Below are 17,275 nucleotides of genomic sequence, written 5' to 3' on the forward strand. Positions count from 1 at the left end.
TCATGTGGCTGATCAAACGGGTCTATATGGATGGCGCTGGTCACGAAGAGGCTTTCTACAAGGACCTCAATCTGAATTACATCGGCCTCGCCCAAGCTTCCGAACTGCCGGATGATGCAGTGCGCAGAGCCCCTGCCAAGAATACAAAGGCAGTGGTCAGTACCTATCAGCAACTGGTGAACGGGGGTGGAAAGTCTACCTACATCGCCTTGCTACTATCTGTCTTTGAGCCATCTGTCAACGACTTCACTCAATACCTGGCCAACCGCCGCAAGAGCCAATACCACTATAAAAATTACTTCTATCGGGAGCTGTCCGTCATCCTGGTGGAGATGGTGAATGAGGACGGCCAAACCTTGCTGCTGGGGCACGCTCATCAGCGCAATGGGAATGAGGTGGAACGATTATTCTTTATCTGCGACGCTCCCGACAGCCTGCTGGATGCACCGTTTGATGAGGTGCCCTCATACTCACGCGCCGAGCGTAGTCGTGAGTTGCGCCCCTACGCTAACACCTTGCACAGTTTTGAGAGTTGGCTTAATCAGAAGGCAGGTGGTGACGGTGGTATGCACTGGCGCAAGACTCGGGTAAATAAAGAGTGGCGCGAGTTTCTAGTGGAGCAACAGATCAACGTTGATCTTATCAAGACCATGGTGACCTTCAACTCTGAAGAGGGCGGGTTAACTAAATTCATCGACTATAAGACCGAACAGGATTTTCTCGGTGCCTTCTTTGCGTGCAGTATGTCCAAGGACACAACTGAACAGCTACGCGAGTTGGTGACGCACGAGGTCCATCGTCAGGGGGAGCTGGAAGCGATTCGACGTAACGAATCCTTCCTGGGAGATGTGTTGTCTAACTGGCGGAAGTTCCTTGAACCGGCTCATAAACTCGAGGCTGCAGAAGCGCAGCAGCAGGAAATGGCTGAAGGATTTCGCGAGGCTATGCGAGACCTCACAGCCTTTGCTGAGAGTACACAGGCAGAGCACACCCGTCTGAAGGAACAGTCTGAAAGGCTGCAGGAAGAGGCTGATCAAGCGACATCTGACCGTGTTCTGCATAGAAAACGCAAGGTGCTTCTCGAACATGATCTTGCTCAACATCAATTGAACGAACAACAGCGTAATGTCGACAAACTCAATGATGAAGCGGACTCTCATCAGTGTCACTTAGAGATTGCGCATGCTGCTATCGATTACAAAACCTATGCAACGGCGAAAGATCGCTACCGCCAATCGGTTAATGACCTTCAGGTGTTCCAAAGCGAGACGGAAAAACCACTGCAGGTTATCTTCGACCGCGCGGCTGGCGAGGCATTAGGTGTACTGCGGCGAGCGATAAGTGGTCACCAAAAGAAGAAGTCTGAAGTCACGGGACAGCTGGCAGCGCTTGAAACGCAAATTCAGACTCTTGGAGAGTCCATTGGCGATTTGAGGGCCAAGCTAGGTGGTCTGAATGCTGAGAGTAAGCAGTGCAGAAAGGACCGGCGTAAAGGCGAATTGCGGCGGGATTCGCTGCGCGAGGATGGCCTGATTCAGGGGGATGAAACCCCAGCGTCAGCGCAGCACCGATTGGCATCGCTCTTACAAGATGCCGCAGAACATAAGGCGCAAACCAAAATCGATGCAGACAAGGCTGAGCAGGTCCTTGAGGCGCATTATTCTGTGGTCAGTCAAGCCGAAGTTGCACGCAGTCAAGCCCAGAACACACTCACCCAGGTCGAGCAAAAGCATCAGGAGGGGGTGGACAGCGCACAGGCGCTGACTAGTAACTACCATACGCTTCCCACGCTGACTCAGCGTGCCCTTGATCTTGAAGATGCCAACTGGCACAGCGCGCAGTGCGGATTGCGGATCGATGAGGTACTGGAAACCGATACTCAAACGCTGCAGGTCTCTAGGCAGCGCCTGCTGGCCGCCCAGCACGAGCGGGATGAGCTAAAGCAGACGGGCCATGAAATGGTCACCAAGCAGATCAAGAAGGCGCTTGAGGGGTTTTACGCGGCGGGCATTGCGCGTGAAAAGCTGTGGGCCTTCCCTCGATACCTCGCCTCCGCCTTCAATGACGATGCGGAACGTATTGCGGGGGTGATCGACCAAAATCCGGGCCGCTATCTGAGTCTGGTTGCGCTGGATGACGCAACGTTCGCACAGGTCAGCGAACTAAGCGACACGCTGCCATGGAAAGGAGTGCCGATTGCCATTCATCGACTCGATGAGGCGAAGGATCTCCTGGGCGGGTCACCCGACTCAGTACAGGCGGTACTTTCTAATCCCGATAAATACGGCTATAGCCAGGCGGCTTACGAGGCAAGGCTTCAGGAGCTGGAACAAGCTGTCGTTTCGCAAGAGACTCTTGTGGAGGAGGCAGAGCGTGACCTGATGATGCTGGAGGCATTCAAGGGTGACTGGCGCTTGCACAATGATCAATACGGGAAGCACTGGTCGAACCTGGTCAATCAGCTAGATCAGGCTCGCTCCGCACTGGCGGAGATGGTAGAAAAATTGGAGCAGGCGAAACAGCATGAGCAGAAGCTGCGTGATGCAAAAGGTCAAGCTCAAGCACTCTTTGAAAGTGCTCAACAACAGCACCAGCAGGCCCAAAAATTCCATGACACTCTGGATGATTTTGTGGTAACGGAATGGGCTGCGCGCAACACAGCAATAGAAAAACTAGCGAAGTTGAATGAGCAGAAACAGCGGTGCGAGGATACCCTTGAGACCCAAAGTGACGAGTTAAAGCAGACCGAACAGGCAGCAGAAAGGGACCGATCCGAGGCAACCCGGCTCAGCTTTCAGATTGACCAGTGGGCCAGCCTGAGTAACCAAGCCCTTTATTCAGGAGTGCTGGCAACCGAAGGTGGAGCTGATCGGAACCCGCAAGATGCACATGACGCTGCCGTTCAGGCACAGAAGCAGCTACTTGAGGCGGCCCAAGGTGATAAGGTCACGGAACTTAAGCACCAGCGGGAAAAAGCCGAGCAGGCACAGAACGATGCGCATGATCAATTATCCACTCACTCCGCCTACCGCACGCACTTGGGTGATGTTCAAGCTGCGGCCAGCAGTGCTCTCGCGCTGATCAATGACCGGATCACACAGTTTGAGAGGCAACAGCAAGAGTGCTCGAAGCGACAAATCACGGCGCAGGCAACTCTGCAAAATATTAGACAGAAATGTGAAGAGACTCGCGAGGCATTAGTCGAGGGTTTTGTGTGGACGGAAAAGCCCACTGAGGTTGAGACGATAAAAACAACCCTTTCTGATACCAATGCAGCCCTAAGGGAAGCGAAGGAGCGAATTAATCACCTGGCGGAACGGCAGAAGCTCCTTTCCAAAGATATAGAGGCTGTGAAAGAGCAACTTCACAAGGCCGATAACGCTCAGGCGATGATTCAGTCTTACACACCGACACCTGCGGCAGGTCTGCCCGTCAAGATTCTGGATATAGCCGAGTATGTGGATGCACTGCGCACTGAGAGCCAAAGGTATGCGCAGTTGGAAAAGACGCTGAAGGTGCAAGAAACGCAAGTAGGCATCGTTTGGGGGCACTATCGCAATCGGATTATGGAAGAATCCGCCAAGAACCCAGATGATCGGGCCAGTCAGGAATACCTGCACCGGTTGGAGTCCATCGCCACCTGGCGAGAGGTGCTGGGCGATTTGGAGCGTGTAGACACTGGGATAGCAGAGGTGTATGAGGCGGTGAAGGACAGTCTGGAGCAGTTCCAGCGCTCGATTAAGCTGACCGTTAAGCAACTGACTTCTCATCTGGATCGAGCCATCAAGCTTCTGAAGCGCGCCAAGTCGGTTAGAATACCGGACAACTGCCCTGTGTTGCCTGGCCGCGCTATTCTGAAGATGACGGACCGGCTGAATGATCTTCCTGCAGACCTCGAAAGTTTTGCTAGCGCCCGCCTGCAGCACTGGATCGCCAAGGGGCAAGTACCCCGCTCCCCCAACCGAGACGTACTTACAGCTGACCTGGTTCAGTCGGTATTGAGCGAAGGGGATCTGGATGTGCGCATGTTGAAGACCAACGCTAGCCGCCCGAAGTGGACTCATATCACTCAGCTTGAAGGCTCAGGAGGCCAGCTCCTCACCTCGGCCTTCCTGCTCTTTGTGACGGTAGGCAAAGTACGTGAGTATGACACTGGAATTTCAGGCGCAGGCTTCTTGCTGGCGGATAACCCGCTTGGCAAGTCGAATGCCGATGACCTGTTGCGCATTCAAACTCAGATGGCCCGGGCCTACAACATTCAGCTCATTTATCTGACTGGCATTTCTGATGAAAACGCCCAGTCGATGTTTGATAACCATCTTTTTCTGAATAAGACACAGAAGCTGAAAAGGCGGGATCTGGTTACTATTGACAATAGCCGCCAAGCTTTATGGGCTGCCTCGTTGGCCGCTAAACCTCAGCCTGAGCCGGTCTTGTAGGGGGCTATGATGAATGTTGTAACGACGTGGCTCTCCCGGTTGGAGTCGACCGCCCATAAACACCGCCGTATGGCTGGCAAAAGCGCCCGCACTGTGAAAGCCCAGGCAGTACTAGAAGAGGTGCTACGTACCCATCAGCAGGAATCACGAAGCCATGACATCCCTGATTTGCTGCGTCAGGCGATTAAAGAGCTGATTGCGGGTGATTGGCGAGCTCAGCCCAAAAACGAAGCTAAGTGGCAACCCTATTGGCGGGGCCTACGTCTGCCCAGTGCATTTGTGTACAACGGTATCAGCGCCCCCGTAAAGACAGCGCAAGAGATCGCGTGGCATCCCTGGCTGGCAGGACGAATTACCGGCCCAGTAACAGTGCAGGTAAAGGAGCGTCTGCAGCGGCTGAATGCATACCTGTTTCGCCAAACTGAACGGGATAAGCCACTATTCCCGGGTACGCTTGGGCACCGTGAGCGCTCGCTATTGATCTTTAGCGATGAAAAAACGTTGGACTCCATGCCTGCCAATGGCTGGAAGCATGTCCTGCTGACACTGGCTGACATGGGTGCTATCCGTCGTGCGCCGCCGCTGCCGTATGAAACATCAGGCCGTCCCGACCTTCCGGCTGTGATCGTTGAGAACTCTGACGTGTATTACAGGCTGTGCCAAATTAATCGTGACAAAACACGATGGTCCCTGGTTGTTTATGGTGCCGGTAACAAGGTATCAGGTCAGGCGGAGCGTGTATCTCAGCTGCTTGAGTCGGAGCAAGTGACGCAATTGCTCTATTTTGGTGACTTGGATGTGGCCGGTTTGAAAATCGCCCACCAACTGCATTGCAAGTTACTTGATGATTACGGCATATCTCTACAGTTGGATGAATCGCTTTACCATGCGCTGATCCTCAATCGTTTAATGACGCCCGAGGGCAATGCAAACAACGAGCGATTTGATTTTGAGGCGCTATGCGACTGGATGCCGCGTTTTGTTATCCGCGAAATGAAGGCGTTGATAGCAGGCCACCAACGACTACCACAAGAAGGTGTGGCTGACATCTGAAGTGGCCAGGTAACAATCTTAGGAATTGTCCCGAAATAATTTCCACATTTTGAACTCGATCTCCGTTCATCCTGAGTGCTGAGCTTGTCGAAGTATCGAAGGGTGATTGGCACAATACATGAGGCCGGAGTTCACGCCCTTCGATACTTCGACAAGCTCAGCACTCAGGACGAACGTAGTTTTGAAACCCAGAAATGTGGAAATTATTTCAGGACAGCTCCTTAATTAGCTCTACAGCCCTGATGTGAAGTAGTAATCCGCCCAAGGCATATCAACAAGGGACTTACTTCATAGGTTGCTGGAGAATTGCTATGAGATTCCGTTCCTATAGAGTCTTTAAGATTCTTGAGCGGTGAGCGGCTACGCCAAAGCCCGATTTTAAGCCAAGCTTCCTGCCAGTCCTGTTGCCACTCGCTATGGCCAAAATAGCCGTTTTTCTCCAGGTGGAACTGTTTTTTAAACAGGACTTTGGAGCCAAAGCAGATAGCCGGGTCATTGCTTTCCAACCTCTGCCGTATACGAAGCAGGCGAGCCTTTAAGGTTGACAGACGTCGTTTAGACTGGTGCTGGCCAAAGCGCAGTTGAGCGCGCTTTTGAGGATTTTCTTCTTTGTTCAGTGTCTTTGTCTGTTTCTCTATGTGCCGATGCTTTGACCAGATGCGACGCTGGTAACTGTCTTCAGTGTTTGCCAGGTTGGATATGACTGAGCGAATCTTACCCTCAATGCTGGATTTCGCTGCATTAAAGTACCGGGCAGGAATCCGGTAGCGGGCAATGGTCTTGTTTTTCAGGGAAGCCAATGATTGTCCCTTACGGCACTGTGCATATAACCCACGTTCGATGGACGACATCAGCCCGGCGATAGCGGACAGGGCGGCTTCTGGGCAGCGGAGACGTTCAGGCGGGTCTGGAAGGTCAGTGACAGGCTGTCAGTCAGAAACGAGTCTATTTCGCTCATGGCTACCCGGTTTCCTCTACAAATTTGCTCAATTTCTCCATCAGCTGCTGTTTTTTGTGACTGCCAAGATCACTGATGATCTCGTACTGCCAGCCTTTAGAGGCGCAATAGAACGAAAGCACTTCCTGCTGCCACTACAGGTCTTTTTCTTTCTGGTATGACTGGAAACCCACCGTTTTGCGCTGTGCCTGTGGAGACTGTTTCGTCATTAACAGACTGGCGCTGTAAGGTCGTTGACCGCCGACAGTAGGCTCAGGCACGAGTTTTCCACAAGCCTCCCAGCGAGAAGGGGATACCCCTAAATGGTCAGCGGCCTGAGAGATGGAGTATCGATCATTCACAACAGAACTTACTCATTGTGAATAGGTTCAAGTAACTAAGATAGGTTTTTGTTAACTGCAACAAGCCCCCAGGTTATTCACTCTTGATTAAAACCGCAACGAGCGCAACATTCGTTGTTATGATTCAAGGCTCAAGCTGCCTTTATGCCAGTCCTAAATACAATACACCACCCTGGAAACGGGCAAATGACTGTATTATTGCGACCAAAAGACCTGCACAGGACAAGTCTGGCAGGGCTTGTTGCGCTCGTTGCTTTTTATTTCAACTGCCTTGTTTAGAGTGCTGCGAAGCTCACATCAATAATATTAATTTGGCCTCTGGTGCCAAATCGGTAGGGCATTTGCCATGGCCCAACGATTTTCCACCAACCCACGCCAACACCAGCGGTGACGATAGTGTGCAGCCCGTCGATAACTTTATGGCCAACGACGTTCGGGTACATTCGACGCAAGATCAGATTATAAGGGAAAAACTGGCCAGCATGAGTGTGACCGGAAACCTGTAGATCGGCCTTGTTCTCAATACTTTCTGGTATAGAGACGGGATTATGGTCAAAGACAATGATCGGATCACTGGCTTGAACATTGTCGCGCTCATAAATTTCTTTCAGACTCATCCGATTGGTAACGGCAAACTTATTACCGATGTCATCGCGGCCAATTAAGCGAATGCCATCAATAGTGAGTACCTCATCGTGCAGAATCTCAATTCCTGAATTCTTGATAAAGGCAACATTACCATCCACATCGTTACCGTAGTATTCATGATTACCAAGAATCGAATAGACACCATGTTTTGCTGTTAATTCAGCAAAAACTTTTTTGTATCCCTCATTAACGTTGGTATGGCTGTCCTGAAAAATATCGCCACCAAACATAATGATGTCGGGATTTTCAGCGTTAACCTTCGCTACCATATCCACAAACAGCTGTTTGTTGGACGTTGGCATAAGATGGAGGTCGCTTATAAAGGCGATACGCAGCTGTTCTCTATCAGCGATTTTGTTAACAGTGATTTGGGTATGAACGACATCGGTATAACGATAGCTGATATAACCAATGACAGTCACTGTGCATAGCGAAGCGGCAATAATCCATTTTCGAAGATAGACCGGCACAGGCTTTATCAGATAATGAACGATCAGCAGTATCAGTACAGTAAGCAGCAAGTAGTGTGCAAGATAGACATAATTACCAAAAAACAGGCCATACAACTCGTTTTCAATAATGAGGTTCTTTCTGATATAGGCTAGTGGCAAGATGCCAAAAAATAGCAGCACGCTGGACAAAAACAGCTTAAACAACCGATAACCCTCGGAGAGTGGTGAATTTTCAATGCTAGAAAGCAGCCAAACGCAGATAATGTCAACAGAGTAGTCGCCTTCTCAATAGTTATCTAACAGTTGTTGTGTAAATATTGACTGCCAGTATTAATGGCAAACCCGGTTAACATGATAACAAAGAAAATAACAGCCAGAATAGACAGTGCGGTATCAGCACTTGTACTTGAGATAGGCATTAAACTTTCACTACCCTGATGGTTTCATTGTTAGGTTTGCGATGATATTCAGGTTGGCGAATTCTGTCGTTAAATTTATTTAAACCACCAAATACCTGAAAGATTGCATTGTATTTCTATGATCTGATAAGTATTGTTACATACTAAGCTCTTGTATATGCCATACGGACAGCGTATGCGAGAGTTTGACTCAAATCAGAATGATCATCAGGGAAGCTTATCAATGTTAAAATTTCCAGTCATTGCCTCTGCACTCCTGTGCGTAGCCACATCTGTAAGCGCTGCCGACAAGCCGGTTGGATCCGGTCCTAACCCATATTCAGACTGTGGTATTGGAGCCGCTCTGTTTTCCGAAGGTCCTGTGTGGGCTGCGGTAACCTCAAATGTCATCTGGGATATTGGATCAACGGCTGTTACTTCTGCAACCATGAGCCCTGAAACATGTAATGGCAGCAAAGTAAAAACGGCACAATTCATTATTGATAATTACGACAATCTGGCCGAAGAAACGGCACTTGGACAAGGTGAGCATTTGACCGCAATGTTGACTGTGCGGGGGTGTCAGGCATCGGCTCACCCGACGATTGTTCAGTCTATCCGCAAAGACATGGTGGGCAACGTGACAGCTGCCAGCTATTCAACCCTGTCTGACGTGGAAAAAGCCACTCAATATTATCAGGCGATGGATGCAGGTGTTGCCAGTGTAGCGGATAGCTGCTCCGCCTGATCTGATGTTTGGCGTTGTCTGCAGACAGCGCCAGTCCATATCTCAGTCAAACCATAAGACCTGTAAGCAGTGACTAAACCTATCTTCTCTCTTTGCCTGTTGCTTTTATCGCTGTCTTCTTTTGCTGTTGAGCCTGACACCTCCTCTGTTAATCCTTATATCCATCTTGCTACCATCCAAAAGCTATCAATAACCGATACATGGAAAAAATTGCTGGTTTATGAGCCATCCGGCTTATTGGGTGCAGAAGTTGAAAGTGCAATTCAGACCAAAGAATTCTTTCTGGCTCCCGATGGTCGAACCAAACCGGAAGCTGAACTACTGGCAACACTACAGGCATTCTCACAGCCAGTGGACAGTGACCCTGACTCTCACGCACAATGTCGTTTTCCTGCAAGGTATCAGTGGCTCAAGTCGGAACTTGGTTTAACAGATGAGTCAGTGACGCCTGTTCACTGCCCTGAATTTTCTGAATGGTCCGAGTACGGTGATGCGAAATCATTAAGCATTATTTTTGCCTCGGGGTACCTGGGTAACCCGGCATCTTATTATGGCCACACCCTGCTGAAGCTGAACTCAAAAGACAAAGACCGTACTCAGCTATTGGATACCAGTGTCAATTTTGGAGCCATCGTAGAAGATGGTGAAGACCCGGTCAGTTACATTTTCAAGGGCTTGTTTGGTGGATATAAAGGAGGCTTCAGCCATGCTGAATACTATTTTCATAATCAGAATTATGGGGAGCTGGAACTGCGTGACCTCTGGGAGTATGAACTGGATTTAACACCTGAACAGGTCGATTTTGTCCTCGCCCATACATGGGAAGTCTTGGGTAAGGAATACCAATACTTTTTCCTGAATAAAAATTGCTCATTTCGTCTTGGGGAATTGCTTGAGATTATCGATGGAGTGAAAGCCAACCCCGATAATGATTTTTGGGTGATACCGCAATCTCAAATTCTGGAACTGGACAAAGCCACATTAAACGGCAAACACTTGGTAAAAGCGATTACTTTTCAGCCATCAAGGCAGTTCCGTCTCTATAGTCGTTTTCGCACGCTTCAGGACCGACATAAAAGCATGGTTGCACAAGCCATTGCCAACCCGCACATACTCGATACGGATATTTTCCAGTCAGAACGTATGGACGACAGGTTTTCAATACTGGATACCCTGCTTGATTATTATCAGTTCCTTGGTCAGACCGCTTCAGAGGACGATCAACACGCCATTGAGCTGGCCTATCACAATGTACTGGCACACCGCTACACTCTTCCTCCCGGTGGCAGTAATCCCACCTATGAAAAGCCCGTCTCGCCCGATGAAGGGCGCGACCCAAGCCTTATTCAACTCGGGCTGCGTTACAATGACGAGCTTGGCGGTGGTATGACGGTGAATATTCGTCCTGCCTATTATGACAGTCTGGATGGAGGGGCAGAACATGCTGAGTTTGGTGAGCTGATTATGGGCCAGGTTGAACTGTCCATGTTTGACGACAAAGTCATTGTGGATGGTGTGGACTTTGTCAGTATTCAGAGCCTCGCAACAGAAGCGACCGGGCTTCCCGGTGATGGGTATGATTCGTGGAGACTGAAAGCGGGTTTACAGCCTGCCCGGCCCGACTGTTCAGAAACCTGTCTGACACTTCAGCTAGAGGGCGACAGGGGATACACGGCAATGGCTACCGATCACCTGGCTCTCTCCGGATTTGTTGGTGCCGCCGTTCGTGACAACAAACAAGGGGCCGGAAATCTGGAAGGCCGCATCACCGTCAATGCCGTGGCCAGCATCTCTGAACGGATAAATGCACTTTTTGAATACCAGCATAAGAAGCAAATTGATGGCTCCAGATCAGACCTAAACAGCTTCCGCTTTGATACCCGATATCAGATTAGCAAAAACCGGGAGTTAAGGTTTTCCTATGAACATGACGAAAGTGATGAATTTACCGTGCTTTTTGGACATTACTGGTAGTGACAGCTAACAGAAAGAGCGGGCTCAAGACAACCGCTGCCGATATTCAGAACTTCGCCTTTCTTCGTTTTTAAGGCAGGTAAATGGCGTATTCCTTTATAAATAGCGGTTTTTATATTCCCTGCTGAGGATAAAAAACCGCATCATCAATAGCATTAAATCACTGCTTCGCTAATGGCCTCACGATAACAGTCTACATTGCGCAGACCTGTGTCAGCATCAAACCAGTGCCAATGATCCCGGTTGATTTCCAGTGGCAACTCATGCCCTTCATCAATCTGGGCAGATTTATCAAGGCGAACACTAAGCCTCTCGTTAGAGCCTTTTACAACACCGACCGCCAGTAACTCAGAGCCTAACCGCTCAACAAGTTCCACAGACAGTATCAGGTCCGCATCCTCTTTTGAGCACAGCTGTAAATCTTCAGCACGGATGCCCAAAATAGCCGAGTCACCATCGAGTTTGCCCGACAGTGTGGCAATTTGGCTATGTCCCAATGCAATTCCGTCAGCTAACTGAGTTGCTTTCAACAAATTAATCGAGGGAGAGCCAAGAAAGCCGGCGACAAAAAGCGACGACGGATTACTATAGAGTTCGTCCGGTGTACCAATCTGTTCGGGTATGCCATTATTCATAACAATCAATCGGTCGGCTAACGTCATGGCTTCGATCTGATCATGGGTCACATAGATGGCAGTTGTTTTAAGCCGACGCTGCAACTTCTTGATCTCAAGTCGCATCTGGCCTCTCAGCCTTGCATCCAGATTGGATAAAGGTTCATCAAAGAGAAAGACCTCAGGCTTACGCACAATTGCGCGCCCCATGGCCACACGCTGACGTTGTCCACCTGAGAGCTGGCCTGGTTTCCGATCCAGCAGTTGAGAAAGCTCAAGCGTTTTTGCAGCCTCTTTAACCCGCTTGTCAATCTCAGCCTTTGCCAGCTTTCGATTTTTCAGGCCGTATGCCATGTTGTCAAACACCGTCATATGTGGGTAGAGCGCATAGTTCTGAAACACCATGGCAATATCCCTGTACGCCGGCTCCCTGTCATTCACCCGCTGATCTTTTATCCACAAGTCGCCACTGGTGATGGATTCCAGGCCTGCAATCATTCGCAGAAGCGTTGATTTACCACAACCGGACGGGCCAACGACAACCACCAGCTCACCATCAGCGATATCGATGCTGATGTTTTTTACGGCTGCAACACCATTGGCATAAGTCTTTCCAAGGCCGTCTATTTGCACTCGAGACATATTGATATCCTGTTATTTTTCGGTTTCCACCAACCCCTTGATGAACATTCGCTGGAAGATCACCACAACCAGAACCGGGGGAATTGTCGCCAGAATGGTTAAGCCAAAGGCGATATTAAACTGAGGTAAGTCACCACCTTCGTTGATGGTTTGAAACATTTGTCGTATGCCAATGACGACTGTGTAGTAGTCAGTATCTGTTGTCATCAGTAATGGCCAGAGATACTGGTTCCAACCAACCACAAACATGATGATGAAAATTGCAGCCAGCATGGTGGACGACAAAGGCAGAAGAATATCGACAAAGAACCGCACCGGCCCGGCACCATCCATACGGGCAGCTTCCATTAATTCTCCAGGCACTGAGCGATAGAACTGCCGGAAGAAAAAAGTGCCCGTCGCTGATGCGATCAAGGGAATAATCAATCCGGCGTAGCTGTTGAGCAGCTCCAGCTGGGCGACCACTTCATAGGAAGGAATAATCCTGACCTCCAGAGGTAGCAGCAGTGTTGCAAAAATCATCCAGAACAACGGTGTTGCCAGGGGAAACCGAAAATAAACCAGGGCATAGGCAGCAATGGTGGAGATAATGATCTTGCCAATAGCAAAGCCCAGACCCAGCACAAGACTGTTCCACAACATACGCCAGGCGGGTGTTGATAAATCATCATTACCGCCAAGAATGGCCTTGTACGTTTCCCATCCATGCCCTCCGGGAAAAAATTGCAGCCCTTCCTTAAACAATGTCTCCGGCGTATGGGTGGATGACATGAGCGCAATCCATAAAGGCAACACCATAATCAGGGTGCCCATTATTAAAATACCGTGACGTATGACGGTGCGAGTCCATGGTTTACTCATCAGTAATGCACCTTTTTATCAACATAACGGAACTGGATAATCGTCAGGCAAATAACAAACAGCATCAGAATAACCGACTGCGCGGCGCTACCTCCCAAATCAGCGCCAAGAAAACCATCCTGATAAATCTTGTACACCAATGTCGTAGTTGAGCCTGCGGGGCCGCCACGGGTGGTCAGATCGATCACGCCAAAAGTTTCGAAGAAAGCATAAGTCGTATTGATAACCAAAAGGAAGAACGTGGTTGGAGCCAGAAGTGGAAAGGTAACTGTCCAGAATCGTTTAATAGAACCCGGGCAATCAATTCTTGCAGCTTCCTGAACAGAAGCAGGTATCCCCTGCAAACCGGATAAGAAGAAAATAAAGTTGATGCTTAACTGCTTCCATACAGAAATTAAAACGACAACGAAGATCGCATCACTTCCATCCCGGGTATGGTTAAAGTCAAAGCCGAGTGCGTTGATACCATTGTAAAGATCCCCCATCAAAGGGCTGAACAATAAACTGCCAACCAGGCCAGCCGCTGGAGGCGCGATGGCATAGGCCCACATCAGAAAGGTTTTATAAACCCCGGCACCGGTCAACACTTCATTCACCTGAACCGCCAGTAGTAATGCCAGTGATAGAGAAAAAAGGGTAACCATCACTGAAAAAAACAAGGTAAACAACACCGTGCTGACATACTCCGGATCTTCCAGAACATCAGTAAAATTTCGCAACCCGACAAATTCGCTGGAAAGCCCGAAAGCATCTTCCATATAAAATGACTGCTGAATAGCCTGGCCAGATGGCCAGAGAAAAAACACCAGGATGATGAGTACCTGGGGTAATATCAAGAAATACGGCAGTGCACTGTGTTGAAACTGATTTTTCTGCACAACAATTTATAACCCGAAAAATGTTACCAGAAGCACCACAGCCCCTGAGTAACTGTGGTGATAGAACAATTAGCCACTTAGTTATAAGTGTCGTTAAAGCGGGACAGCAGTTTGTTGGATTCACGCTCAATAGAATTGAAGGCATCGTCCACACTGGTCTGTCCGGAGAGAATCTTTTCATAATTCTTGTAGAGGCTTTCACGAATCTGAACGTAGTAGCCCAGACGATAGCCTTTGGTCCACTCGCCACCAGCAAGGCTCAACTGCAGCATACCAACCTCAGCATCCGGTGCTTCCTGGTAATAGCCACTCTCTTTGGCCAGTGTATAGGCATCGTTGGTGATGGCCACATAGCCAGTTTCCTTGTGCCATAACAACTGAGTCTCAGCCTGTGTCAGGAATTTGTAGAATTCAGCAATGCCCTTGTATTCATCCGCATCGTGCCCGGTAAAACTGAACAGTGCTGCACCACCAATAAAGGTGCTTTTGGGCTCTTCGATCAGGCTGTTCCAGTAGGGCAGATAGGTTGTGCCAAATTCAAAGTCAGCCGTCTTTTGCAAGTTTCCGAAAGAACCGGATGAGCCCAGCCACATTGCCACCTGACCTTTGGTAAAGGCATCCTGATTGTCGCCCCAGGCTCTGCCGTAATAGCCATAGTAGCCATCATCCATCCACTCTTTGACTTTGCCCCAGTGCATTTTCAGGGCATCGTTGTTATAGAGAATTTTTACATCAGTGCTGTCGTAACCGTTGTTGCCAGTTGCCATGGGCAGGTTATGGCGGGAATGGAAGTTCTCGGAAAAGATCCATGGGCTGTGAGACTGAGCCAATGCCAGATAACCAGCGGCTTTCAGTTTGGGCGCGGCCTGCTCAAACTCTTCCCAGGTTTTGGGTGGAGTTACACCGGCTTTGGCAAGGGCTTCTTTGTTGAAATAAAGAAGAGGTGTGGAACTGTTGAAGGGCATTCCGATCATTTTGCCGGCAGAGTCTGCATAAAAGTGTCGAACACCGGGGATATAATCGTTGCTATCAAAGGCAATACCATTATCTTCCAGCAGATCCTGCACTGGATAGACGGCACCCTTCGCATTGATAACAGTTGCAGCACCGGCATCAAAAACCTGTATGATATGTGGCGCTTTTCTTGCCCTGAAAGCTGCAATACCGGCAGTCATCGTGTCTTCATAACCGCCTTTGTTTACCGCTGTCAGCCTGTATTCATCCTGACTCTGGTTAAAGCGGTCTACTAATATTTCAACCACTTCACCATTTCTGCCACCCATGGCATGCCACAAGGTTAATTCGGTTGCACCCTGTGCAATTGATGCCGCAAAAGAGGAGACACTCAAGCCAGCAAACACGATCAATTTTCTGATGTTCATTTATAATGATCCATTTCTGATTTTATTAGTCAACAGAACACATCCTAAGAATTCAAAATGACAGTTTTGTTAAAATCTGAAACTCGACTTGCCGGTTTCTAATGGACGTTTGTTTGATTCAGGTTAAAACTTTAGCTCATTGACCCGTTTTCCTGTGTCGGGATAAGGTAGAGCTTTAACGCAGTTATTATCAGACGATGGCTAATCCAGGGAGGATTAATGCCCCATAAACTTATCCTCAAGCTGTTGCTTGCCTGCTCTGTAATGCTGAACATCTCTTCAGTTAAGGCTCAAACCCCAGCTGAGATTGATGAACCCCTCTATAAGCCGTTCATTGAGCGCTATATTCTTGATGAGCTCAAGAATCTCCGTCAGGACCAGCAGTTCATGCGGGCTGAACTGATCAATAAAGTTGCTGAGGCCCGGCTGGATGCCTCAGATCGAGCAGTTCGCTATACAACGGATACCGTTAACAATATCTTTTTCATCATTACTGGCGCGGCTTCGATTCTGGTTTTGCTTGGGTGGCGTTCATTGCGAGAGGTTCGTGAAACCATTAAGGCACAGGTTGAAAGCCAGGTTTCTCAGATGACACTGGAATATGAGAAAAGACTGAATGAGCTTGAGACGAAGCTGGTCGTGCGCTCGGAGCAGATTATTTCTGCCCAGGAAAAGATATCGCAAACCAATCAGGTTCATTCATTATGGATGCGTGCAGGGCTTGAGACAAACCTCCATGAGCAGATCAACATCTATGACCAGATTCTGGAAATCAACCCGGATGATGTTGAGGCACTGACCTATAAGGCTGACTCGTTGCTGGATCTTGGTGAGGCCCGATGGGCGCTATCACTGACCAATCAGGCGATTGATCATGATCACGAATATGCGCTTGCCTACTGGCAAAGGGCCTGTGCAGAAGCGGCACTTGGGCAGCATGATGAAGCAGTACGGGACCTTGAAACCGCCATACTGCAATCTCCCGCATTAAAGGATGAAGTCGTCAGTGAGACGGCTTTTGAGGTTCTGCATGGCCATCTGTCGTTTAAGAAGTTGTTACAGCCAGAGATGTCCGATGTAGAAATGAGTTAGTTCTCGTCCAAAAAAACCAACCAACTGAGGACATGAGTATTTTATTCTGAAAAATAAGTGAAGCCCTTCTATTTTTCCATATCAGGTAGGAAAGGCTTCATGTAAAACATGGAACCCTATTCGAACCGTAACTATTTTGGCCTTAACTGACCTATATCATGAGGCTTACCTGTTGCCATATCGATATCATTCAAGAAAGCCTTTACCCGCGATCGGATATGAGCAATATGACTTTTATCCGTTGTCATAAAGCCAAACGGAATAGGTATGGGAGAAGTATCCGGTGCTGATAAATGATATATAACGACAGCAAATAAATCGCTGTTAACAATCACCTCAACGTTGCCGTTGCAGAAGTCTCCTGTGTAGCCAAACAGGCTATCTTTATTGAAATCCTCAAACTCTATTCCACAAACCCGCCGTAGCCGGTCATGATTTTCTGCCAGCGGCAGATACAATTTTGGCTGGTACAGCTTTTTGGCTTTTTTCCCCGTGGTTTTTGCGCTATCCCGTACATATTGTAAGCAACTAAGAACTTTTTCGGATTCTCCCCAGAAAGGATTATTGGGTGCCAGCCATATTAACTCGTCAGCCTCATGCCCGGTTCTCTTTGGTTGCTTTACATTTTTTTCCAGTATCTCGGTAATCAAACGCCAGTTTTCAAGGGTATAAATGATACCCAGAAAGGGGGTGAGATCAGCCCCTCTAGGAGGCTGTCCGAGAATAGCGCCCGTAGCGAGGATGGCAGAAAATTGAGGATAAAAAGTCGGAAATTTTTAGTGAATAGTGGTTCTA

At 48.8% G+C, this 17,275-nt stretch carries 13 protein-coding genes; 5 read left to right on the plus strand and 8 right to left on the minus strand.

Annotated features, from left to right (window positions below; all coding sequences use genetic code 11):
• Positions 1–2: 2 nt before the first annotated feature.
• Together ACO6UY_RS08515 and ACO6UY_RS08520 are read left to right on the plus strand one after the other, a co-directional pair.
• On the plus strand, positions 3–4,439 hold the full coding sequence (locus ACO6UY_RS08515; RefSeq protein WP_422460444.1) for a hypothetical protein: 4,437 nt from the start codon (positions 3–5) through the stop codon (positions 4,437–4,439).
• 6 nt (positions 4,440–4,445) lie between these two features.
• Positions 4,446–5,492, plus strand: coding sequence for a Wadjet anti-phage system protein JetD domain-containing protein (locus ACO6UY_RS08520; protein WP_422447317.1), 1,047 nt, complete (start codon positions 4,446–4,448; stop codon positions 5,490–5,492).
• Positions 5,493–5,713: 221 nt separating this feature from the next.
• Here the strand turns inward: ACO6UY_RS08520 and ACO6UY_RS08525 are convergent, their stop codons facing one another.
• The 3 genes from ACO6UY_RS08525 to ACO6UY_RS08535 all read right to left on the minus strand — a co-directional run bounded on the left by ACO6UY_RS08525 (position 5,714) and on the right by ACO6UY_RS08535 (position 8,095).
• Positions 5,714–6,343 (minus strand): hypothetical protein, encoded by a 630-nt coding sequence (locus ACO6UY_RS08525; protein ID WP_422489631.1) that lies wholly within the window; start codon positions 6,341–6,343, stop codon positions 5,714–5,716.
• A gap of 241 nt (positions 6,344–6,584) precedes the next feature.
• Positions 6,585–6,791 carry a hypothetical protein gene (locus ACO6UY_RS08530; protein ID WP_422460440.1) on the minus strand — a complete coding sequence of 69 codons (207 nt, stop codon included), beginning with the start codon at positions 6,789–6,791 and terminating at the stop codon, positions 6,585–6,587.
• 275 nt (positions 6,792–7,066) lie between these two features.
• The gene (locus ACO6UY_RS08535) at positions 7,067–8,095 is read right to left on the minus strand and encodes a metallophosphoesterase (RefSeq protein ID WP_422447323.1); all 1,029 of its coding nucleotides are present in this window, start codon (positions 8,093–8,095) and stop codon (positions 7,067–7,069) included.
• 390 nt (positions 8,096–8,485) lie between these two features.
• Here ACO6UY_RS08535 and ACO6UY_RS08540 point away from each other — a divergent pair, with 390 nt between their 5' ends.
• Together ACO6UY_RS08540 and ACO6UY_RS08545 are read left to right on the plus strand one after the other, a co-directional pair.
• Positions 8,486–9,037, plus strand: coding sequence for a DUF3015 family protein (locus tag ACO6UY_RS08540; RefSeq protein WP_422489633.1), 552 nt, complete (start codon positions 8,486–8,488; stop codon positions 9,035–9,037).
• Positions 9,038–9,106: 69 nt separating this feature from the next.
• Complete coding sequence (locus ACO6UY_RS08545) at positions 9,107–11,011, plus strand: DUF4105 domain-containing protein (RefSeq protein ID WP_422447327.1); 1,905 nt, start codon at positions 9,107–9,109, stop codon at positions 11,009–11,011.
• A 155-nt stretch (positions 11,012–11,166) separates the two neighbouring features.
• Here ACO6UY_RS08545 and ugpC read toward each other — a convergent pair whose 3' ends face one another.
• From ugpC to ACO6UY_RS08565, 4 genes are all read right to left on the minus strand, one after another.
• Positions 11,167–12,267, minus strand: a complete 1,101-nt coding sequence (gene ugpC, locus ACO6UY_RS08550; protein WP_422447329.1) for a sn-glycerol-3-phosphate ABC transporter ATP-binding protein UgpC — start codon at positions 12,265–12,267, stop codon at positions 11,167–11,169.
• Positions 12,268–12,279: 12 nt separating this feature from the next.
• Positions 12,280–13,128 (minus strand): sn-glycerol-3-phosphate ABC transporter permease UgpE, encoded by an 849-nt coding sequence (gene ugpE / locus ACO6UY_RS08555; protein WP_422447331.1) that lies wholly within the window; start codon positions 13,126–13,128, stop codon positions 12,280–12,282.
• Positions 13,128–13,964, minus strand: a complete 837-nt coding sequence (locus ACO6UY_RS08560) for an ABC transporter permease subunit (RefSeq protein WP_269676852.1) — start codon at positions 13,962–13,964, stop codon at positions 13,128–13,130. The genes ugpE and ACO6UY_RS08560 overlap by 1 nt, the downstream gene beginning before the upstream one ends.
• A gap of 119 nt (positions 13,965–14,083) precedes the next feature.
• Positions 14,084–15,388, minus strand: coding sequence for an extracellular solute-binding protein (locus ACO6UY_RS08565; protein WP_422447333.1), 1,305 nt, complete (start codon positions 15,386–15,388; stop codon positions 14,084–14,086).
• 219 nt (positions 15,389–15,607) lie between these two features.
• On the opposite strand from ACO6UY_RS08565, the gene ACO6UY_RS08570 reads away from it, so the two are divergent.
• Positions 15,608–16,480, plus strand: coding sequence for a tetratricopeptide repeat protein (locus ACO6UY_RS08570; protein ID WP_422447335.1), 873 nt, complete (start codon positions 15,608–15,610; stop codon positions 16,478–16,480).
• Between the two features lie 131 nt (positions 16,481–16,611).
• On the opposite strand, the gene ACO6UY_RS08575 is transcribed toward ACO6UY_RS08570, so the two are convergent.
• Positions 16,612–17,130, minus strand: coding sequence for a hypothetical protein (locus ACO6UY_RS08575; protein WP_101748481.1), 519 nt, complete (start codon positions 17,128–17,130; stop codon positions 16,612–16,614).
• Between the last annotated feature and the right edge of the window lie 145 nt (positions 17,131–17,275).

The organism is Endozoicomonas sp. ALE010, from assembly GCF_049310165.1.
Taxonomy (GTDB): domain Bacteria; phylum Pseudomonadota; class Gammaproteobacteria; order Pseudomonadales; family Endozoicomonadaceae; genus Endozoicomonas.

Coding starts and splice junctions, on each gene's coding strand:
- ACO6UY_RS08515 (WP_422460444.1), top strand. CDS start 3: ATGTGGCTGATCAAACGGGTCTATATGGATGGCGCTGGTCACGAAGAG.
- ACO6UY_RS08520 (WP_422447317.1), top strand. CDS start 4,446: ATGATGAATGTTGTAACGACGTGGCTCTCCCGGTTGGAGTCGACCGCC.
- ACO6UY_RS08525 (WP_422489631.1), bottom strand. CDS start 6,343: ATGTCGTCCATCGAACGTGGGTTATATGCACAGTGCCGTAAGGGACAA.
- ACO6UY_RS08540 (WP_422489633.1), top strand. CDS start 8,486: ATGCGAGAGTTTGACTCAAATCAGAATGATCATCAGGGAAGCTTATCA.
- ugpC (WP_422447329.1), bottom strand. CDS start 12,267: ATGTCTCGAGTGCAAATAGACGGCCTTGGAAAGACTTATGCCAATGGT.
- ugpE (WP_422447331.1), bottom strand. CDS start 13,128: ATGAGTAAACCATGGACTCGCACCGTCATACGTCACGGTATTTTAATA.
- ACO6UY_RS08565 (WP_422447333.1), bottom strand. CDS start 15,388: ATGAACATCAGAAAATTGATCGTGTTTGCTGGCTTGAGTGTCTCCTCT.
- ACO6UY_RS08570 (WP_422447335.1), top strand. CDS start 15,608: ATGCCCCATAAACTTATCCTCAAGCTGTTGCTTGCCTGCTCTGTAATG.